This window comes from Candidatus Pelagibacter sp. PS_41, from assembly GCF_059417725.1.
This window is the reverse complement of sequence record NZ_CM182062.1, coordinates 591,058-612,340: the sequence shown is the minus strand read 5'-3', so window position 1 is coordinate 612,340 and position 21,283 is coordinate 591,058. Positions and strand designations below refer to the sequence as shown.

22 protein-coding genes are annotated in these 21,283 nt (G+C 28.9%); 13 read left to right on the top strand and 9 right to left on the bottom strand.

What is annotated here, in order from left to right; genetic code table 11:
* The first annotated feature begins 2 nt into the window (after positions 1-2).
* From AC5SL8_RS03335 to AC5SL8_RS03325, 3 genes are read left to right on the top strand one after another with little or no spacing between them, the layout of a single operon-like run.
* The gene (locus tag AC5SL8_RS03335) at positions 3-1,031 is read left to right on the top strand and encodes a DNA-directed RNA polymerase subunit alpha (protein WP_494580781.1); all 1,029 of its coding nucleotides are present in this window, start codon (positions 3-5) and stop codon (positions 1,029-1,031) included.
* Positions 1,031-1,468 (top strand): 50S ribosomal protein L17, encoded by a 438-nt coding sequence (gene rplQ, locus AC5SL8_RS03330; RefSeq protein WP_494580780.1) that lies wholly within the window; start codon positions 1,031-1,033, stop codon positions 1,466-1,468. The genes AC5SL8_RS03335 and rplQ overlap by 1 nt, the downstream gene beginning before the upstream one ends.
* Before the next feature lie 23 nt (positions 1,469-1,491).
* Positions 1,492-2,406 (top strand): RluA family pseudouridine synthase, encoded by a 915-nt coding sequence (locus AC5SL8_RS03325; protein ID WP_494580779.1) that lies wholly within the window; start codon positions 1,492-1,494, stop codon positions 2,404-2,406.
* Here AC5SL8_RS03325 and lipB read toward each other — a convergent pair.
* A complete protein-coding gene (gene lipB, locus AC5SL8_RS03320; protein ID WP_494580778.1) occupies positions 2,387-3,007 on the bottom strand; it encodes a lipoyl(octanoyl) transferase LipB in 621 nt (206 codons plus the stop codon). The two genes, AC5SL8_RS03325 and lipB, sit on opposite strands and share 20 nt — an antisense overlap.
* A gap of 62 nt (positions 3,008-3,069) precedes the next feature.
* Between lipB and mgtE the strand changes: the two genes are divergently transcribed.
* A complete protein-coding gene (gene mgtE / locus AC5SL8_RS03315; protein ID WP_494580777.1) occupies positions 3,070-4,443 on the top strand; it encodes a magnesium transporter in 1,374 nt (457 codons plus the stop codon).
* Here the strand turns inward: mgtE and panC are convergent.
* Complete coding sequence (gene panC / locus AC5SL8_RS03310; RefSeq protein ID WP_494580776.1) at positions 4,440-5,282, bottom strand: pantoate--beta-alanine ligase; 843 nt, start codon at positions 5,280-5,282, stop codon at positions 4,440-4,442. The two genes, mgtE and panC, sit on opposite strands and share 4 nt — an antisense overlap.
* A gap of 4 nt (positions 5,283-5,286) precedes the next feature.
* Between panC and AC5SL8_RS03305 the strand changes: the two genes are divergently transcribed.
* Both AC5SL8_RS03305 and AC5SL8_RS03300 read left to right on the top strand, forming a co-directional pair.
* On the top strand, positions 5,287-6,102 hold the full coding sequence (locus AC5SL8_RS03305; protein WP_494580775.1) for a sugar phosphate nucleotidyltransferase: 816 nt from the start codon (positions 5,287-5,289) through the stop codon (positions 6,100-6,102).
* Positions 6,099-7,397 carry a UDP-glucose dehydrogenase family protein gene (locus tag AC5SL8_RS03300; RefSeq protein ID WP_494580774.1) on the top strand — a complete coding sequence of 433 codons (1,299 nt, stop codon included), beginning with the start codon at positions 6,099-6,101 and terminating at the stop codon, positions 7,395-7,397. The genes AC5SL8_RS03305 and AC5SL8_RS03300 overlap by 4 nt, the downstream gene beginning before the upstream one ends.
* Here the strand turns inward: AC5SL8_RS03300 and AC5SL8_RS03295 are convergent.
* Genes AC5SL8_RS03295 through ruvX form a run of 6 tightly spaced genes read right to left on the bottom strand, consistent with a single transcriptional unit; the run spans position 7,394 to position 13,794 of the window.
* Positions 7,394-7,855 carry a RidA family protein gene (locus tag AC5SL8_RS03295; RefSeq protein WP_494580773.1) on the bottom strand — a complete coding sequence of 154 codons (462 nt, stop codon included), beginning with the start codon at positions 7,853-7,855 and terminating at the stop codon, positions 7,394-7,396. The genes AC5SL8_RS03300 and AC5SL8_RS03295 overlap by 4 nt on opposite strands.
* Positions 7,856-7,857: 2 nt before the next feature.
* Positions 7,858-10,452: a type I DNA topoisomerase gene (gene topA / locus AC5SL8_RS03290; protein WP_494580772.1), complete on the bottom strand. Its 2,595-nt coding sequence runs from the start codon at positions 10,450-10,452 to the stop codon at positions 7,858-7,860.
* Positions 10,453-10,489: 37 nt separating this feature from the next.
* Complete coding sequence (gene plsY, locus AC5SL8_RS03285; protein WP_494580771.1) at positions 10,490-11,065, bottom strand: glycerol-3-phosphate 1-O-acyltransferase PlsY; 576 nt, start codon at positions 11,063-11,065, stop codon at positions 10,490-10,492.
* Between the two features lie 2 nt (positions 11,066-11,067).
* Complete coding sequence (gene pyrC, locus AC5SL8_RS03280) at positions 11,068-12,354, bottom strand: dihydroorotase (RefSeq protein ID WP_494580770.1); 1,287 nt, start codon at positions 12,352-12,354, stop codon at positions 11,068-11,070.
* Positions 12,355-13,296 carry an aspartate carbamoyltransferase catalytic subunit gene (locus AC5SL8_RS03275; RefSeq protein ID WP_494580769.1) on the bottom strand — a complete coding sequence of 314 codons (942 nt, stop codon included), beginning with the start codon at positions 13,294-13,296 and terminating at the stop codon, positions 12,355-12,357.
* Positions 13,297-13,338: 42 nt separating this feature from the next.
* Entirely contained in the window at positions 13,339-13,794 is a 456-nt protein-coding gene (gene ruvX, locus AC5SL8_RS03270) for a Holliday junction resolvase RuvX (RefSeq protein WP_494580768.1), read from the bottom strand.
* Positions 13,795-13,845: 51 nt separating this feature from the next.
* On the opposite strand from ruvX, the gene gatC reads away from it, so the two are divergent.
* Genes gatC through AC5SL8_RS03235 form a run of 7 tightly spaced genes read left to right on the top strand, consistent with a single transcriptional unit; the run spans position 13,846 to position 20,489 of the window.
* The gene (gene gatC / locus AC5SL8_RS03265; protein WP_494580767.1) at positions 13,846-14,133 is read left to right on the top strand and encodes an Asp-tRNA(Asn)/Glu-tRNA(Gln) amidotransferase subunit GatC; all 288 of its coding nucleotides are present in this window, start codon (positions 13,846-13,848) and stop codon (positions 14,131-14,133) included.
* Positions 14,133-15,590, top strand: a complete 1,458-nt coding sequence (gatA, locus tag AC5SL8_RS03260; RefSeq protein WP_494580766.1) for an Asp-tRNA(Asn)/Glu-tRNA(Gln) amidotransferase subunit GatA — start codon at positions 14,133-14,135, stop codon at positions 15,588-15,590. Before gatC ends, gatA begins: the two co-directional genes overlap by 1 nt.
* On the top strand, positions 15,591-17,069 hold the full coding sequence (gatB, locus tag AC5SL8_RS03255; RefSeq protein WP_494580765.1) for an Asp-tRNA(Asn)/Glu-tRNA(Gln) amidotransferase subunit GatB: 1,479 nt from the start codon (positions 15,591-15,593) through the stop codon (positions 17,067-17,069).
* A 36-nt stretch (positions 17,070-17,105) separates the two neighbouring features.
* Complete coding sequence (locus AC5SL8_RS03250; protein WP_494580764.1) at positions 17,106-17,756, top strand: O-methyltransferase; 651 nt, start codon at positions 17,106-17,108, stop codon at positions 17,754-17,756.
* On the top strand, positions 17,756-18,661 hold the full coding sequence (gene trhO, locus AC5SL8_RS03245) for an oxygen-dependent tRNA uridine(34) hydroxylase TrhO (RefSeq protein WP_494580763.1): 906 nt from the start codon (positions 17,756-17,758) through the stop codon (positions 18,659-18,661). Before AC5SL8_RS03250 ends, trhO begins: the two co-directional genes overlap by 1 nt.
* A gap of 9 nt (positions 18,662-18,670) precedes the next feature.
* Positions 18,671-20,041, top strand: a complete 1,371-nt coding sequence (locus AC5SL8_RS03240; protein WP_494580762.1) for an MATE family efflux transporter — start codon at positions 18,671-18,673, stop codon at positions 20,039-20,041.
* Complete coding sequence (locus tag AC5SL8_RS03235) at positions 20,004-20,489, top strand: thermonuclease family protein (RefSeq protein WP_494580761.1); 486 nt, start codon at positions 20,004-20,006, stop codon at positions 20,487-20,489. The genes AC5SL8_RS03240 and AC5SL8_RS03235 overlap by 38 nt, the downstream gene beginning before the upstream one ends.
* Positions 20,490-20,523: 34 nt before the next feature.
* On the opposite strand, the gene AC5SL8_RS03230 is transcribed toward AC5SL8_RS03235, so the two are convergent.
* Positions 20,524-21,264, bottom strand: a complete 741-nt coding sequence (locus AC5SL8_RS03230; protein ID WP_494573638.1) for an amino acid ABC transporter permease — start codon at positions 21,262-21,264, stop codon at positions 20,524-20,526.
* Positions 21,265-21,283: the final 19 nt, after the last annotated feature.

The window sequence follows — 21,283 nt, the reverse complement described above, 5'->3', positions numbered from 1 at the left end:
AAATGGAAAGTTTAAATGTAAATGCAAAAAATTGGAAAGCATTAATTAAACCAGCCCAATTAGATGTAAAAATTAATGATGATAAATCACATGCAAAAATTGTAGCAGAACCTTTAGAAAAAGGTTATGGATTAACATTAGGAAATTCACTAAGAAGAATTTTACTTTCATCTATAAGAGGAGCCGCTGTAACCTCTATTCAAATTGATGGTGTGCTACATGAATTTACATCTATAAAAGGTGTTAGAGAAGATGTTACAGATATAGTTCTTAACGTTAAATCTTTAGCATTAAAAAGCTCATCTGAAAGTACTAAAAAACTTATTTTAGACGCTAAAGGTCCTGGTGAAATTAAAGCCTCTGATATAACACCAGTTACTGATATTGAAATTTTAAATCCAGATTTAGTTATCTGTAATCTTGATGAAAATACACATTTTCATATGGAAATGAATGTTGGCACAGGTAAAGGTTACGTTCCAGCTGTAATGAATAAACCAGAAGAACCACCATTAGGTTTAATAGCAATAGACTCTTTATATAGCCCAGTTAAAAAAGTTTCTTTTTCTGTTAGCACAGCTAGAGAAGGAAAGGCTCTTGATTATGATAAATTAACTATGGAAGTTGAAACAAATGGTTCAATTTCAGCTGAAGATGCAGTTGCTTATTCTGCTAGAATTTTTCAAGATCAACTAAATATGTTTGTTAATTTTGATGAACCAGTTGAAGCTCCTATAAAAGAAGTGTCAACTGAACCAGAATTTAATAAGAACTTATTAAGAAAAGTTGATGAACTTGAATTGTCAGTACGTTCTATGAATTGCTTAAAGAATGATAACATCATTTACATTGGTGATTTAGTTCAAAAATCTGAAGGTGAAATGCTTAGAACACCTAATTTTGGTAGAAAGTCATTAAATGAGATTAAAGAAGTATTAACTGGCATGTCTTTATATCTCGGTATGGAAATACCTAACTGGCCACCAGAAAATATTGCTGAAATGTCTAAGAAGTTAGAGGAACAGATCTAATGAGACACGGAATGACCAATAAGAAGTTAAACAGAACTTCTGAACATAGAAAAGCTTTACTGAAGAATATGCTAAATTCTTTAATAAAATATGAACAGATTACAACGACACTTCCAAAGGCTAAATTCCTAAAACCCCAAGCAGACAAGATTATAACACTTGGAAAAAAAGAAACTTTACAAACTACAAAAATGTTAATGTCAAAACTACAAGATATTTCATCAGCAAATAAGGTTAAAAAGACTTTATCTAAAAGATATGCTTCTAGAAATGGTGGTTATACTCGAATAGTTAAGGCAGGTTTTAGATATGGTGACAATGCACCAATGGCAGTAATTGAATTTGTTGATAGAGATGTAGAAGCTAAAAGAGTTGATAGAAAGAAAAAAGACGTTTCAAAAGATAAAACTGAAGAGAAAAAATTAGCTACTGCTTAATTTTTATATAATAATATAACATCATGAAAAAGTCATTCAACGTTGATTCAACGTTTAACGATATGCGTATCGATAGATGGATTCGTAATAATCTTGGCAATTATCCACAAAGCTTAATTGAAAAAAGTTTAAAAAGTGGAAAAATAAAAATAAACACTAAAAAAGTAAAAAGCTCACATAAAGTTAAAACTGGTGATGTGATTAATATTTTTAATTTTGATTTTAAAGAAACTATAGTTCAAAAAACAATTAAATTTGTTCCTACAGAGGAGGTTATTAAGGAAAATGAGGATTTGATTATTGATAACAACGAAGATTTTATTGTTTTAAATAAGAGTGCAGGTATTTCGGTTCAAGGTGGAACTAAGTCTAAAAAAAATCTAGTAGATATTTTTGCTCGAAGTGAGATTTTTCAAAATACCAAACCTTTTTCAGTTCATAGATTAGATAAAGATACCTCAGGTGTTTTTATTATGGCTAAACATAGAGAGTCAGCCCAACTATTAACATCTCTCTTTAGACTAAGAAAAGTTCACAAAACTTATCTTGCCATTTGTCATGGAGAACTAGAGAAAGACTCTGGTGAATGGAATAATGATTTAACAAGGTATGATAATGATAAAGAAATAGTTGAAAAAGCTAGAACTCTTTATAAGGTTTTAGATAAAAATTCTATATGTAGTTTAGTTGAAATGAAACCTATAACGGGACGAAAACACCAATTAAGAAAACAACTTTATGCTGTCGGATGCCCTATTTATGGAGACCAAAAATATAAATTTAGTAATACTGACAAAGCAATTAATAAGAATTTAATGCTACATTCATATCAAATTAAATTTATGATAAAGGATAAGAAGTATACCTACACGGCTTTGTTACCTGATTATTTTAAAAAACTTTTAAAAACTAAAAGACTTAGACTTCCAAATTCTTAGAAAATTTATCAATAACGATATCTTTTAAATTCTCATAATTTTGGTTATTGATCATTTTAAGATTAGTCACACCTTTATCTGAAATACCACAAGGTATTATTTTTTTATAATTATTAAGATCATTATCAATATTGATTGCAAAACCATGATAAGCAATCCACTTACTCACTCTAACTCCAATTGCTGCGACTTTACTAATTTCATCATTATGCTTAATCCAAATTCCTATATTTTTGGGATCTCCAAAAGTTTTGATATTAAATTCTAATAAACTTTGAATAATTGTTTTTTCAATTAATGTAATAAATTTTCTAATATCTTTTTCTCTTTTTTTTAAATCGATAACAAAGTAGCAAATTAGTTGTCCTGGCCCATGATAAGTAATTTTGCCACCACGATTTGTTTTAACTAGATTTATTTCATTATTGAGAACTTCCTCTGATTTATAGCTAGTACCAGCGGTAAATACTTCTTCATGTTCAAGAATCCAAATTAGTTCATTATTTTTACCACTATTTATTTCAATCAGTCTATTTTCTAAGAAATTTATAGCATCTTGGTATTTTACTGGTTTTGTTGACTTTTTTATCTCTATCTTCATTTATAAATTGTATTATTCTTATTATACACTATTAGTGCAAAAATTGATTTATAGGTAAATTTATGTCTTTAATAAAAAAAATAAAAGATAAAAAAGTTAATTTTGAATTTAACAAAGAGTATATAAAAGTAGTTACTTCAAAGATTAGCAATAATGATGCTGAATTTATTACAAATTCTTTTAATGAAATGCATCCAGCTGATGCTGCTGATATTATTGAACACTTAAATCAAAGCGATAGAGAAAGTTTAATCAAACTTAATAAATTTAATATCGATCCTCAAGTTTTTATTGAATTAAATGAGGCAATACAATCTGAAATTATAGCCTATCTATCACCTGAAAGCATTGTTAGACTTTTAAAGAATCTTGAGTCTGACGATGCCATCACAATATTAGAAAATGTAGAAGAAAAAGATAAAAATTCTATATTAAGCTCTTTACCACCTAAAGATCGTTTCGCATTATTGGAAAGTTTAAGTTATCCAGAAGATACAGCAGCAAGAATTATGCAACGAGAATTTACAGCAATTCCAAGCAATTGGTCTGTAGGTCAAACGATAGATTATTTAAGAGATAATAAAGATTTACCTGAAGAATTTTTAGAAATTTTCATAATAGATGAGGATTTTAAACCAATAGGAACTGTTCCTTCTTCTAAAGTTTTAACTACTTCTCGAGAAACAAAAATGTTGTCTATTATGTCGGAATCTCAATTATTAATTCCTGTTGATATGGACAAAGAAGAAGTGGGCCATGTTTTTGAAAATTATAATTTAAATTCAGCTGCAGTTGTAGACAAAACTAATAAGTTAGTTGGAATGATCATGTATGATGATATTTTAACTGTCCTTAAAGAAGAAGCAGAAGAAGATGCTTTAAGATTGGCTGGGGTAGGAGATGAGGAAATTACAGATGGTGTTTTTAAAAAGACAAGACGTAGATTTAATTGGTTATTATTAAATTTATTTACTGCCTTTCTAGCAACGTGGGTTATTAGTTTATTTGGTGCCACTATAGAACAAATGGTTGTGCTAGCATTTTTAATGCCAATTGTTGCTTCAATGGGTGGTAATGCAGGAATGCAAACTTTAGCAGTAACAGTTAGAACTTTAGCAACCAACGATTTAACTAAAAACAATTTTACACAAAATATTCTCAAAGAATTTAATATAGGTATTTTAAATGGAATTATTTTTGCAGTAATTAGTGCATTAATAGTCCAAATATGGTTTCAGGATAATTTACTTTCATTGATTATTTCTATGTCCATGATTATTACAATGATGGTAGCAGGTTTATTTGGAATTGTTGTACCTATTACCTTAAAAAGGATGAGCATAGACCCAGCAATTGCTTCAAGTGTATTTGTTACAACAATTACTGACGTTATTGGTTTTGTATCTTTTCTAGGAGTAAGTGCGTATTTTCTTTAAAAGTTATCTATAAGTCGAATACCACTTAAATAATAAGCAACAAATAACTTGAAATTATGTTTTTTAATTTTTTTACTCAAATTTATAAGATTTCTACATTCTAAATATTCAATCTTTATATTAAATTTTTTTATAAGATTATGAGAGGCTTTTTTTATTAGGTTTTTATCTTTAATATCTTTTTTGATCAATTTCTTTAATTTGAATAATTCACCAGCAATTGTTCCAGCTATTTTTAGATTATGAGCATTTAATAAAAAATTTCTCGTAGATAAAGCTGCTTTATTAGAGTCTCTGATAGTTTTACAAACATTAACTTTAGTTTTATATTTTTTCTCAATAAAATTACGCACTAAAAAGAATTGTTGATAATCTTTTTCACCCATCCAAATAATTTTTGGACTTATTATGTTTGTTAAACGGTCTAAAACATCAATAACTCCTTCAAAATGACCTTTTCTAAATTTAGCACATAATATTTTTTGTGATTTCTTTAATAAAATTTTGTTTAATTTTTTTTTACCATAAATCTGATCTACTGAAGGAATAAAAAGATAGTCAATCTTTAATTTTTTAAGAAGCTTAATGTCTTTATTAAGGTTTCTAGGATATGTTTTAAAATCTTTTTTGCTGTTAAACTGTGATGGGTTTACAAAAATACTTACTAGAGTTTTTTTACATCTTTTTTTGGAAATATTAATAAGTGAAACATGACCTTTATGCAAACCACCCATTGTAGGAACAAATCCCAGTCCTTTCTCATGGATTATTGCCTTATTTAAATCAACTATCTTTCGTATTAATTTCATTTGTAATAATAGTATTAATAAGTAAAACATTTATATGATTAAACAAGCAATTATTCCGCTTGCAGGACTTGGAACAAGACTGCTACCTCTCACAAGTGTTTTTGCTAAAGAACTTTTACCAATTAACGGTAAACCTGGAATAGAATATATTTTAGATGAATGTATTAATGCTGGTATAAAAGAAGTTATTTTTATTATCTCAAAAAAAAAATTAATGATAAAGAATTATTTTTATAACGATAAATTTTATAAAAATATTATTAAAAAGAAAAAAGACCAAAGGATCATTAAAGAGTATAAAAAAATATTAAAATACAAAAAAATGATTAAATTTGTATTCCAAGAAAAACCATTAGGAACAGGTGATGCTGTTTTAAAAACAAAAAAATTTATTAAAGATAAATATTTTTTAATGTTATTACCTGATGATCTAATAATGAAAAGTAATTGTTCAAAGTCTATGATTTCCATCCATAAAAAATACAACTCTGCTGTAATGGCGAGCATGAAGGTTAATAAGAAAGATGTTTCTAGATGGGGTATTTACAATATAAAAAAGAATATTGATAAAAATAATTTTATAATCAAAAATGTTGTAGAAAAGCCTTCAATTAAATCTGCTCCATCAAAAAATGCTGTTATTGGTAGGTATATTTTGCCTAAAACAATTTTTAGAAAGTTATCAAAGTTAAAGCCTGGTAGTGGTAAAGAAATACATATCACTGATGCTATTCAATCTTTGATAGATGAAAATTATAGATTTATTGGACATAACTTTAGTGGCAAATATTTAGACTGTGGAACAATGAAAGGTTATATTAACTCTACTTTAGAAATTGCTAAGATATGAAACTTTGTATGATAGGCACTGGCTATGTAGGTTTAGTAAGTGGTGTTTGCTTTTCTGATTTAGGTAATGATGTCATTTGTGTTGATAAAGATTTAGATAAGATTAATAATCTTAAACAGGGCATTATTCCAATTTATGAGCCTGGTTTAGAAGAGTTAGTTTTAAAGAATTTTAAAAACAATAGATTAAAATTTACAACTAATTTAAAAGAAGCCATTTTAAAATCTGATATAATTTTTATATGTGTTGGAACACCGACCAAAAAAAATAGTAGTGCTGCTGATTTAACACAAGTTTATGATGTAGCTAAAGAAATTAGCAGATCTATTGCTAAATTTAAGATTATTATTACTAAATCGACTGTCCCTGTTACTACGGGAGATGAAATTGAAAAAATAATATCAAAAAAAATATCAAAAAAGTTATTTTCTGTTGTTTCAAATCCAGAATTTTTAAGGGAAGGTGAGGCTATAAGAGACTTCATTTACCCTGACAGAGTTGTAATAGGTACATCAAATAAAAGATCAAATAAAATTTTAAAAAATCTCTATTCTCCACTTATATCTAAAGGTGCAAAATATATTAACACCTCAAGAAGAGCAGCAGAGTTAATCAAGTATGCGTCTAATGCTTTTTTAGCCACAAAGATAACCTTCATTAATGAACTCTCTAATCTATGTGAAAAAATAAATGTGAATATTGAGGATATTTCTATTGGAATGGGTCTTGATAAAAGAATTGGTAGTCGTTTTTTAAGAGCTGGTCCAGCTTATGGTGGATCATGCTTTCCAAAAGATACAAAAGCCATTGTTTCAACTAGTGACAAATTTAAAACAAATTTATCAGTAATCAAAAGTGTAATTAAATCTAATGACAATAGATCATCTTTATTACTCAAACGAACTTTTGAAATTTTAAACAACAAGATAAAAAATAAGAAAATATGCTTTCTAGGTGTAACATTTAAAGCAAATACAGATGATATGAGAGATTCATCCAGTTTATCTATGATTCCTTCGTTACATAAAAAAGGTGCAAAAATTAATTACTTTGATCCTACTGGTGAGAAAAATGATTTTAAGAAATTAAAAAATGTAACATTTTCTAATAATATTAAATCTGCAATTTCTAACTCAGATCTAATTATTATTCACACTGAATGGAATGACTTTAAATCAATAAATTTTAACAAACTTGTTAAAAACAAAAATTATAAAATCTTTGATATGCGAAACATTTATTCAGCAAAAAAAATGACCGAGCAGAAAATTAAATATTTTGCTATTGGATCTTAGTTTAATTCAAAAATTGCATCAACTTCGACTGACACACCTAGAGGTAAACTGTTAGTACTAACCGCTGCTCTAGTATGCATTCCAGCTTCACCAAAAACTGATACAATTAAGTCTGAGGCACCATTAATTACTTTTGGTTGTTCGGTAAAATCTTCTGTAGAATTTACAAATCCGGTTAACTTCACGCATGATTTAACTTTAGAGAGGTCATCATTGCATGCTTTTTTTACTTGTGAGATAATATTTAGACCACATCTTTTAGCCGCTTCATACCCATCTTCAGTGTTTAATTCTTTGCCAATTTTACCTTTAATTAGCTCACCATCTACATTAGTAGAAATTTGTCCTGATATAAAAAGCATTTTACCTATTATTTTTGATGCCACATATGAACCTACAGGATCTCTTGCTTCTGGTAATTTTAATTTTAATTCCTTAATTTTTTCTTCATAATTCATTTTTATTTACCTTTTTTCTTTTTTTTATTTTTTTTATTTCTATCGTATTCTTTTCTTTTCTCAATTAATATTAAAGCTTCTTCCATATTTAACTCCAATGGGTCTTTTTCTTCAGGAATAGTTGCATTTAAAGATTTATACTTAATGTAAGGTCCATATTGACCCTTCATTACTCTAACTGGTTTTTTGTCCTCAGGATGTTCTCCTAGATCTTTAATTATAGATGCCGACATTCTTCCAGGTTTAGCTTCTGCTATTAATGTTATTGCTCTATTTAAGCCTATAGAAAAAATTTCTTCTACATTTTCAATTCTTGCAGACTTATTTTCACATTTTAAATAAGGGCCAAATCTACCAGAATTTAATATAATATCTTTTTGATTTTCAGGGTTGATGCCTAAGCTTTTAGGTAATGAGCATAAGAATTTAGCTCTATCAAGATCTACACTATCTAATGTAATTCCTTTAGGTATAGAGACATTTCTTAAATTGTTATCTTCTTTTTCTATTTTCTTTTTTTTTGTTTTCTTTTTCTTTTTCGTTTCAACAATAGCTTCATCTTTTAATTCTTCAATTTTTTCATATTGTAAGTAGGGACCAAATCTTCCATTTTTAAGATACATGTCATTGCCATTTTCATGTTTTCCTATAAACTTTGGTTCTGCTAGTTGAGATTGAGCAGCTGCTTTAGCTTTAGATAAAGGTCTAGTAAATTTACACTCTGGATAATTTGAACAACCTATAAAAGCACCACCTCTAAAACTATTTTTTAAACTTAATGATCCCGTATCACAAAGTTTACATTGTCTATTTATATTACCTTCTTTATCTCTTTCAAAAATTAAACTACCAAGACTGTCATTTAAAAGGTCTAAAACTTCTCTAGTTCTTTTTTCTTTAACATCAGACACATTTTGATTGAAATCTTTCCAAAACATTTCAAGAACTCTAATCCATCCTTCTTTGCCTGTAGTTATGTCATCTAATTGATTTTCTAATCCAGCAGTAAAATTATAATCAACGTATTTAGAAAATAATTTTTCAAGAAATGCAGATATTAATTTTCCTCGGTCAGTAGGATGAAATCTTTTATTTATAGTTTCAGCATAACCTCTAGTTGATATGACTGATATTATGCTTGCATATGTTGATGGTCTTCCAATTCCTAATTCTTCTAGTTTTTTTACTAAGCTTGCCTCAGAATATCTTGGAGGAGGTTGTGTAAAGTGTTGTTCGTCTAATAAAGCTTCAATATTTATTGGCCCTTTGTTCATTTCTGGAAGAATATCTTCATCTTCATCTTTCTTATTATCGTTCATAACTTTTAAGAATCCGTCAAATTTAATCACCGAACCACTAGCTTTACAAATCGTTCCATTATCATCTGAAGTTATTGTAATAGTATTTCTATCAAATTGAGCAGGTTGCATTTGAGAAGAAAGCGCTCTACTCCAAATTAAATCATATAATTTATGCTGATCAGGACTTAAATATTTTTTAACAGAAGAAGGTGCACGCATAATATCTGTTGGACGGATTGCTTCATGTGCTTCTTGAGCATTTTTTGCTTTTTTACCAGAATAACTAGTTGGCTGATCAGGCAAATATTCACTTCCGAACTGATCCTTGATATATTTTCTGAAAGTATCCACAGCATCTTTAGATAGATTTGTACCATCTGTTCTCATATAGGTAATTAAGCCAATAGTTTCTCCCTCAATTTCTATTCCTTGATACAATTTTTGAGCGATTTGCATTGTACGTGATGCTCCAAACCCTAATCTACCTGAAGCAACTTGTTGAAGAGTAGAAGTTGTGAATGGACCAGAAGGATTTCTATTTATAACTTTGCTAGAAATATCACTTATTTGAAATTTTTTAGATTTAACGGTATTCATTGCTTTTTCGATTTCATCTTTATTTTTGAATGAAAATTTTTCAATTTTTTTATTCTCTAGTTGAGTGATGCTAGCAAGAATACTATTTTTATTATTATCATTAAATTTAATACTTAGTGTCCAAAATTCTTCTGGATTAAATAATTCAATTTCATGCTCTCTTTCAGTAATAAGTTTTAAGGCTACTGATTGAACTCGACCTGCAGATTTTGATCCTGGCAATTTTGTCCACAGTATAGGTGATATGTTAAAGCCAACTAAGTAGTCTAGAGCTCTTCTAGCCATATAAGCATCAACAAGTAAGGGTTCAATTTGCCTAGGATTTTCAATACCATGCACTACTGCTTTTTTGGTTATTTCATTAAAAACAACTCTTTCAACATATTTATCTTTTATTAATTTTTTTTCATTCAAATATTCTTTTACATGCCATGCTATTGCTTCACCTTCACGATCAGGGTCTGTTGCCAAAATTATTTTTGAAGAAATTTTAGCAGCATCAGTAATTTCCTTAAGATATTTTTTAGAAAAACTATCAACTTCCCATTCCATTTTAAAATTATTTTCTGGATCAACAGATCCATTTTTTGATGGAAGATCTCTAATATGTCCATAACTTGCTAAAACAATATAGTTATCACCTAAATACTTATTTATAGTTTTAGCTTTAGCAGGACTTTCTACTATGACTAGATTCATTATAAAACAAACTACTCAAAAGCTTTTGATAGTCAAATCAATAAATTTTTGTCTTTGTTTCTTCTTTATTTTTCAGGCGTTTAACGTTTTCTCTGTGAGTATAGAGTATTAAAATAAACATTATCATAAAAAAAATTGAATTATGATTTCCAAAAATGAATAAATAAAGTGGAATAACCAAACTTGCAATTATTGATGATAAAGATGAAAATTTTGAAATGACAAATATAATTCCCCAACTAACAACAAAAACAAAACCTAGAATAATATTTATAGAGAAAAGTATACCAACATAAGTTGCAACACCTTTTCCACCTTTAAATTTTAGCCATACAGGAAATACATGACCCAAAAATGCACTTAAAGAAGCTATAAAAACATATTCTGGATAGTTAAATTTTACAAATAAAACTGGAATAACTGCTTTTGCTATATCTAGGGCTAATGTCGTATATCCTAAAGCCTTATTACCAGTTCTTAGGGCATTCGTTGCACCAATATTCCCTGAGCCAATATTTCTAATATCTTTTTTTAAAAATATTTTTGTGAGTATAAAACCAAAAGGTATAGAACCAAGAACATATGATACTAATGCAATTAATAAATATTCCATTATTATAATTTAAATAGTTCTTCACCTTTTACAAATGTATTTGTTACTTTACCTTGGAGTTTTTTATCTTCTATCGAAGTATTTTTAGATTTTGATATCAGTTTTTCTTTTTTTACAATCCACGGTTTATCAATATCAACTATACAAAAATCAGCTTCATTTCCGACTGAAAGATTACCTTTGTTTATTTTTAATATTTTAGCTGGGTTTGATGTAAGTGCTTTAATTATAGTTTCTAATTTTACTGATCCGTTATGATATAATTCTAAGCTTAATGAAAGTAGCGTTTCAATACCTGATGCACCGGTAGCTGCTTGAGCAAATGTTAATCTTTTTTGCTCTTCATCTTCCGGCTTATGATCTGAAACAATTACATCAATAGTACCATCCTTTAACCCTTGTACGAGCCCAATTCTATCTTCTTCTGTTCTTAATGGTGGTGATAATTTTAAGAAGGTTCTGAAATCCCCAATATCATTTTCATTTAATGAAAGATTGTTTATAGAAACCCCAGTTGTAAATTTAACTTTTTCTTTTCTTTCTTTAATTATTTCAATTGATTTTGCAGCAGATACTTGTGATATATGATATCTACACTTTATATTTTCTAGTAACGTTAGATCTCTCTCTATAATTATTCTTTCAGCCACCGAAGATATTCCTGATAGTCCTAGTTTTGTTGCAATAATTCCTGAATTGATCATTCCATTTTTAGATAACTCATAGTCTTCAGCATGCTGCATAATTAAAGTCCCAAGATCTTTAGCAGAATTCATTATACGAGACATTAATCTAGTATTTTGAATAGTTTTTATACCATCTGTAAATCCAATTATACCTCTGCTTTGAAGTAGACCAAATTCTGTCATTGTAATTCCTTCAATGTTTTTTGTAAGGGCTGCACTAGGAAACACGTTAATTTTAGATTTATCTCTTCCACGTCTTTTTAAAAAATCTACAATTGAAACATTATCTATAATAGGATCTGTGTTTGGCATAGTGACAACAGAAGTTACGCCGCCAGCAAGAGCCGCATTACTCAAGGTTCTAAAATTTTCCTTGTATTCATAACCTGGCTCACCTGCAAAAACTCGCATATCTACTAATCCTGGAAATATATATTTTCCCTTTAAATCAATAATCTTTTCTCTTGAAGGTATATTGTTCGTGTTTACTTTTTTGCCAATAGCTTCAATAGAACCATCTTCAGCAATAATCATTCCACCATTTTCATTAATTGAATTATGAGGATCAATTATATTAGCATTTATAAAATATTGTTTTTTCATTTATTCACAAAATATTTTTAAACAAGCCATTCTTACAGCCACCCCAAGCTCAACTTGTTCTTTAATTACACTCCTGTTGATATCGTCAGCTAACTTTGTATCTATTTCAATACCTCTATTCATTGGCCCTGGATGCATTATTAATGCATCATCTTTTGCATGTAATAGTTTGTCAGGAGTTAAACCATAATATTCATAGTATTCTCTATTTGAAGATAAAAATGAACTAGTCATTCTTTCATTTTGTAATCTTAACATCATCACAATGTCACAGTCCTTTAATCCTTTTTTCATGTCTGTAAAAGTATTTACTCCAAATTTTTCTATCTCTTTTGGCATTAAATTAGATGGTGCAATAATATTAACTTCTGCTCCTAACATATTGAGCAGATAAATATTTGATCTTGCAACACGTGAATGTGTTATGTCACCACAAATTGCTATCCTTAAACCTTCAATTTTTTCTTTTCTATTTATAATCGTTAAAGCATCTAATAAAGCTTGAGTAGGGTGTTCACGACTTCCATCACCAGCATTAAGTACAGCACAATTTACCTTTTGAGATAAAAGATTACATGCTCCAGAGTCTTGATGTCTAATAACAATAATATCAGGATGCATTGCATTCAAGGTCATTGCTGTGTCTATAAGTGTTTCACCTTTTTTAATTGCAGAATTTGCCATATTCATAGACATGACATCTGCACCAAGTCTTTTACCAGCTAGTTCAAACGAACTTTGTGTTCTCGTAGAAGGTTCAAAAAATAAATTGATTTGTGTCTTACCATTTAAAATATTTGTTTTTTTGCTTTTACTTTGATTTAATTTAATAAAAGATTTTGCTTCATCTAAAATTAGATTGACATCATTGATGGATAAATCTTGAATACCTAGGAGGTGTTTTTGAGAGATTTTAATAGCTTTATTTGTTTTACTTGCCATTAAAATTAACTCTATAACTATTAATAGGCACTATGGCAAGTATTAATTATTCAAATAATCTATTGCCCCTTGTAAAATAAAGGCAGCAGCATTTTGATCTATAGTTTTTACTCTTTTAGATACATTAACATCCAATAAACTAGAAATATTAAATGCCCCAACCGTTGAAAGTCTTTCATCCCATAGTATCACTGGCAGATTAATTGATTTAGATATATTTAAAGCTACATCATTAACAGATTGAGCTGATCTGCCCATGCTACCGTCCATATTGACAGGGTTCCCAATAATTATCCCTCCAATATTGTTTTCTTTGATAATAATTTTAAGTTGGTCGATTAGTTCATTGGTGTTTGTTTTATTGATAGTTTTAAATGGTGTGGCAATTGATTGCCTCTCATCACATATGGATACACCAATTCTTTTAGAACCCAAATCTAAACCAATAAATCTGACTTTATTTGCTTGTTTTAATTTGAATTCTTCAATTGTGATCATATTGTATGTTTTAAACTTAAGTGATAGTTTGCCAACATATTTAATTATCACATGACTATTGATCTTAAAACAATAAAGCACATATCAAAATTATCAAGGATTTCTGTAGAAGAAAGTAAAGCTAAAAAATTGGCTGGAGACCTGAATTCGATATTTGATTTTATAGAAAAATTAAATGAACTTGACACTGAAAATATTGAACCTTTAACCTCTGTTGCTGAAATAACTTTAAAATTAAGATCTGATGAAGTTAAAAGTGAAAATATTAGAGAGCAAATATTGAAAAATTCACCTGATGAAAATGAAGATTTTTTTGTCGTACCAAGAGTTGTTGAATAATGACTAATATTACTTCATTAACATTGTCTGAATTAGTAAAAAATATTAAAGATAAAAAACTATCCTCAGAAGAAACTACAAAAGCTTACATAGAAAGAGGAGAAAAATCTCAAGATTTAAATACATATATTACTGAAGATTTTTCTAATGCTCTCAAAAAGTCAAAAATTTTTGACCAAAAACCAAATTTTGATTTAAAACTACCTGGAGTGCCCATGGCGGTTAAAGATTTATTTTGCACTAATGGAGTAAAAACAACTGCGGGAAGTAAGATGTTAAACAATTTCATTCCTACATACGAGTCAACAGTCACTCAGAATATTTGGAACGAAGGTGCCATTTTACTTGGTAAGTTAAATTGTGATGAATTTGCAATGGGATCTTCTAATGAAACAAGTTTTTTTGGAAATGTTCAAAGTCCAATAGATAAAGATCTTGTCCCTGGTGGTTCATCTGGTGGTTCAGCATCAGCTTTAGCTGCTAACTTAACTCCAATTACAATTGGTACTGATACAGGAGGTTCTATTAGACAGCCCGCATCATTTACAGGAACGGTGGGATTAAAACCCACTTATGGAAGCTGCTCAAGATATGGAATAGTTGCTTTTGCATCTTCTTTAGATCAAGCGGGTCCAATGTCTAAAGATGTAAAAGATTGTGCTCTGCTTCAAGAAGTTATTAGTACCTACGATGAAAAAGACTCAACATCAATAAACTTTAAAAGAAATGAGTACAGCAAGGAGTTAACAAACAATATTAAAGGTATGAAAATTGGAATCCCTAAAGAATATAGAGTCGATGGCATGCCTAAAGAAATTGAAGATTTATGGTCTAAAGGGATTGAGTATATAAAAGATTGTGGTGCAGAAATTATAGAAATTACACTACCACATACAAACTATGCTTTACCAACTTATTATATTGTAGCTCCAGCAGAGGCATCTTCAAACTTAGCAAGATATGATGGTGTAAAATATGGTTTTAGGTCTAAGGGTGAAAATCTTATTGATATGTATGAGAGAACTAGATCAGAAGGTTTTGGTAGCGAGGTTCAAAGAAGAATAATGATTGGAACTTATGTTTTGTCATCAGGTTACTATGATGCATATTATTTAAAAGCCCAAAAAGTTAGAAAATTAATTAAAAATGATTTTGATGATGCGTATAAAAAGGTTGATGCAATTTTAACCCCCTCAACACCCAGTGCTGCTTTTAAGATTGGGGAAAAAACTAACGATCCAATTTCGATGTATTTAAACGATATATTTACAGTACCAGTTAATCTAGCTGGTTTACCTGCAATTTCTATACCAGCAGGTTTGGATGCTAAAGGTTACCCGTTAGGACTTCAAATTATTGGAAAAGCCTTTGATGAACAAAAAATATTAAACATTGCTTATGCAATGGAAGAAAAAATTCAATTTAAAAATAATATTACTGATTGGTGGATTAAGTAAATGTCAAAAGATAAATCAGAATATCTAGTTGAAAGAGGAGACAACATCTATGAGGTAGTTATTGGTCTTGAAGTCCATGCGCAAGTAACCTCAAATTCTAAATTATTTTCATCATCATCAACAACTTTTGGAGCTGAACCCAATACACAAGTAAGTTTAGTAGATGCTGCATTTCCTGGAATGTTACCGGTTATTAATGAATTTTGTGTTCAACAAGCAATTAAAACTGGCATTGGATTAAAAGCTCAAATTAATAAAAGATCAGTTTTTGATCGAAAAAATTATTTTTATGCAGATCTTCCTCAAGGGTATCAAATTTCTCAGTTTAAATATCCCATAGTAGGTGAAGGCACAGTAATACTTGATATGCCAGATGGTCAAAAAGAAGTTGGTATAGAAAGACTTCATTTAGAGCAAGACGCTGGAAAAAGTATACATGATATGGATCCACAAAATACATTAGTAGATTTAAATAGATCAGGGGTAGCATTAATGGAAATTGTGAGCAAACCTGATTTAAGATCACCCGATGAGGTGAGTGCTTATATTAAAAAGCTAAGATCAATTATGAGATACTTAGGTACATGTGATGGAAACATGCAAGAAGGTTCTTTAAGAGCAGATGTAAATGTTTCTGTACGATTGAAAGACTCCAAAGAACTAGGGACACGTTGTGAAATTAAAAATGTAAATTCAATTAAATTTATGCAAATGGCAATAAATTATGAAGCAAATAGACAGGTTGATTTAATTGAAGAAGGAAAATCAATTGATCAAGAAACAAGATTGTTTGACACTAAAAAGAATGAGACTAGATCAATGAGATCAAAAGAAGATGCTCATGATTATAGATATTTTCCAGACCCAGATTTATTACCATTAGAAGTATCAGATGAATTTATTGAAAAACTTAAAAGTAATATTCCAGAACTTCCTGATGATAAGAAAAAAAGATTTATTGATGAATTTAAGATTTCTTCCTATGAAGCTACAATATTAGTTTCTGACATTGATATAGCAAAATATTTTGAGGAAGTTGTTGCAAAAATGGGCAAAAACAAAGATATGAAGTTAGCAGTTAATTGGATTACTGGTGAATTATTTGCAGTTCTAAATAATAAAAACTTGGAAATTTCAGAAAGTCCAGTAAGTGCAAAAAATTTAGCTAAACTTATCAACTTAATTAAAAATGGAACTATTTCTGGAAAAATAGCCAAGTCAATTTTTGAATTAATGATAGATAATGATAAAGACCCTCAAATTATTGTTGAGGAAAAAGGTTTAAAACAAGAAAGTGACCCAAAAGCTTTAGAAGCGTTAATAGATAAAATAATTGATACCAATAGAGAAAAAGCTATTGAATATAAACAGGGTAAAGAAAAACTATTTGGTTTCTTTGTAGGACAGGCAATGAAGGTTTCTGGTGGTAAAGCTAATCCACAGCTAATAAACGAAATATTAAAGAAAAAACTTCAATAGCTTTATAATAGGTAGACACAAAGGACTTAAAATACCATGGGTAAAGCAATTAGAATTACTGAAAAGCTTGAAAAATATATAAATAATTTTAGTTTAAAGCTAAATCCCATCCAGCAAGAAATCATCAATTATAATAATACTCTTGGAGACGTTAAGAGAATGCAAGTAGCAACATCTCAATGTCATTTTCTTCATTTAATTATAAAAACCTCTAACATTAGAAATGTTCTTGAGATTGGTACTTTTACTGGGTTAAGTGCGCTTTCAATTGCATTAGCACTACCAGAGAATGGTAAACTTATAGCTCTTGATAAAAATGAAGAGACCAACAAGATTGCAGTATGTTTTTTTAAGAAAGCTAATGTGGATAATAAAATTAAAACAATTGTTAAGCCTGCATTAGATAGTTTGGAAGAATTAAAGAATAATAAATTCGATATGGTTTTTATTGATGCTGATAAAATGAATTATAAAGAATATTACGAAAGATCTTTAAAACTAGTGAATAAAGGTGGATTGGTTATTGTAGATAATGTTTTGTGGCACGGTGAAGTTGCAGATGAGAATAATTTAGATAAATTCACTGTAAATATTAGAGACTTTAATGATTATGTTGCAAAAGATAATAGAGTGGAACAAATCATTGTACCATTAGGTGATGGAATGACTGTTTGTAGAGTGTTGTAATGTTTGATGTATTTGGATTTTACAAATTTAAAAAATTTACCTCATTAAAAAAAAATAAGGTTTTACTTCAGAATTATTTAATAAAAAAAAATATCCGAGGAACAATAATTATAGCGAGTGAAGGTGTAAATGCAACAATCTCAGGAAAAGCTAACGATCTAAAGTCAACTATTACCAAGATTAAAAAAATTTTAAATTTTAAAAAGTTTGATAGTGAAAATATTTCAAAAAGTAAATTTCAACCGTTTCACAAACCAAAAGTAAAAATTAAAAAAGAAGTAGTTCCCATGGGTCTTTCTTTGTCATCAAAAAATAAGAAAGATAATCATGTAGATCCTAAAAAATGGAATAAGTTAATTAATGATAAAGAAACATTAGTACTAGATTCAAGAAAACCCTTTGAGTACAATGTCGGTACCTTTAAAAGATCAGTTAATCCTGATGTTGCTAATTTTAGAGAATTTCCAAAATATCTAAATAAGTTAAAAAAAACAAAGCCAATTGCGATGTTTTGTACTGGTGGAATTAGATGTGAGAAAGCTTCAGTATTTTTAGAAAAAAAAGGTTTTAAAAATGTTTATCAATTAAAAGGTGGAATTTTAAATTATTTAAAAAATATTAAAAAAAAAGAAAGTCTATGGAATGGTGAATGCTTTGTTTTTGATAACCGAATTAGTGTTAAACATGGATTAAAGGTTGGCAGTTATTCAATGTGTAGTGGATGTAGAAAACCTGTCTCTCCAAAAGATAAAAAGTCTAAAAAGTATGAAGAAGGTGTTTCTTGCCCAAATTGTCATGATAGTTTGACAATCGTCCAGAAAGAAAGATTTAGAATGAGACAAAGTCAAATAAACCTTGCTAAAAAGACTGGTTCAAAGCATAAATTCCAAAAAGAGTTTAAATAGGAAAATCATTTGTCTAAAGCTATTAACTTAACAAAAGATCCAATTTGGTTACTACTTCAAAAAGTAACGATACCTGCTAGTGTAGGTTCTTTATTTCAAACTTTCTATAATTTAGTTGATACATGGTTTGCAGGAAGAATTTCTGCTGAAGCTATAAGTGCTATAGCTAAATCATTTCCAATATATTTTGTAATTATTGCCGTTGGTGTTGGTATTGGAGCTGCAACAAATTCATCTATTGGTAATCTTTTAGGTGAAAAAAAAATAAATAAAGCTTCGTTATTTATCGCCCAATCAATAATTTTTGCATTAGTTACTTCTATTATTGTTACTTTATTTGGGCTAAACGCAGCTGATTTTCTTTTAAGTGTTATGGGATCTGATGCAACAGGTATTGCTTTAACCAGAGAGTATTTAGATATTATTTTTTATGGAACGTTCATTGTAATGATTCAAATCTCTTTAAATGGAGCCCTGAATGCACAGGGTGATACCAAGAGTTACAGAAATGTACTTATTTTTAGTTTCTTTTTAAACATTTTTTTAAACCCTTTGTTTATTTGGGGATACGGAATTATCCCTGCATTTGGAATAGGGGGCCTTGCTATTGCAACTGTTATAGCTCAAACAATTGGTACTATTTATTTAGCTTACAAAATTAATTCTTGTAAGTTAAAAAAATATTTATCAATAAATTGTTTTATACCTAAGTTTATTTTTCTAAAAGAATTATTCATGCAAGCTACTCCAATTATGATTAGTATGCTTTTTATTGGTGTGGGTATCTTTAATATATTATATTTTATTGGACAGTTTGGAGATCTTGCAGCTGCTGGTTATGGTGCGGCTTTAAGAGTAGAACAAGTTTTTTTACTGCCTGTAATTGGATTAAATACAGCTGTCCTTTCAATTGGTGGACAAAACTTTGGTGCAAAAAAGTACAATCGTATTCGTGAACTTTATACCAAAGCTTTAACCTTTGGATGTTCTTTTATGGCTGCTGCAGGTGTAATTTTGTTTTTTGGAGCAGAATTCTTTGTTTCTTTATTTACTGAAAACCAAGAAGCTATTTATCATGGAGCCATTTATCTAAAAATTGCTGCTTTAATTGCACCAATTTATCCTGTATTTTTTATTACCACAGCAGTATTTCAGGCTCTTAAAAAACCTATTTTTAGTCTCTACCTTAGTATTTTGAGATTAACAGCTTTTCCGTTTTTGTCTTTATGGTATGTAATTAATATTAGAGGCGGTGACTATGCAGATATTTTTTATACAATCATGGCAACAAACTGGTTTATGGGTATTGCAGTAATTATATTTATTGGATATTTTTTAAATAATGTTTTTAAACAAAAGAAAAGCCATTTTACTTATTAGCATAAGTTTAATAATATTTTTTTTAACATACAATCAAGTTAAGTCTCAAATTATTAAAATAGTTGATGGAGATACAATTCATATTAATGGAGAAAAGATCAGATTTACTGGTATTGATACTCCAGAATTAAAACAAACATGTGTGAAGGCAGGTATTAGTGATCCCTGTGGAGTTACCGCAAGGCAAATACTTATTGATAAAATAGGAAATTATACTGTTAAGTGTATTAGTGAAGGAAAAGATCGATACAAAAGAACACTAGCAGAATGTTTTGTTAATAATGAAAGCCTATCAAGCTATTTAGTTAGAAGTGGCTATGCATTTGCCTACAGAAGGTATTCAAAAAAATTTGTACCTGATGAAGATTATGCAAGAAATAATAAAATTGGTATGTGGTCGATGGAGTTTGATTATCCTTGGGATTATAGAAAATCTAAAAAAAATTAAACCTAAAGATTACTTTTTTTAACAGTCTTAATTCTTAATTATTACCATCTCTTTTGAGGCGATTTTCAAACTTTCTTACAAAAAATGAGACAATTAAGATCAAAACTAAATATTCTAAAATTAAGAAGGTATAAATTTCTAATGGTCTATAAGTAGACACAACTAATTCATTAGCCTTTCTTGTTAAGTCACCAATACCAATAATTGAAACTAGTGAAGACATCTTTAATACATATACAAATTGATTGCCTAATGCAGGTAAGATATTTTTAATTGCCTGAGGAAGGATGACTAATCTTAACCTTTGATAAAAAGTTAATCCAAGTGTTGATCCTGCTTCCCACTGAGATTTTTTTATTGAGTTTATACCAGCCCTAAATATTTCTGCTTGAAAAGCACTTTCGCTTATCGCAAGTGCAATTATTCCAGATACAAAAGGACTGAAACTTATTCCTGTCATTATTGGAAGTCCATAATAAATCCATAAAATTAAAACAAGCAGGGGTATAGCTCTTACAATTTCTACATAGCAAACATTTATGTATGTTAAAAATCTATTTTTAGCTAAAGATGGAATTGCAACAATAAACCCTAATATTGCAGATATGATTATAGATACTACTGAAATATAAATTGTTGTAGTTAAACCACTTAATAAAAATTTAAGATTTGTTAACCCTTCAACATTATTGGGTGAAAGAATAAACCAGCCTAATTCTTGGCCACTACAAGAAGTAAGAGTTATAAATAAAAGTAAAAAAATTAAATTTTTCACTTTTAAATTATAATTGATT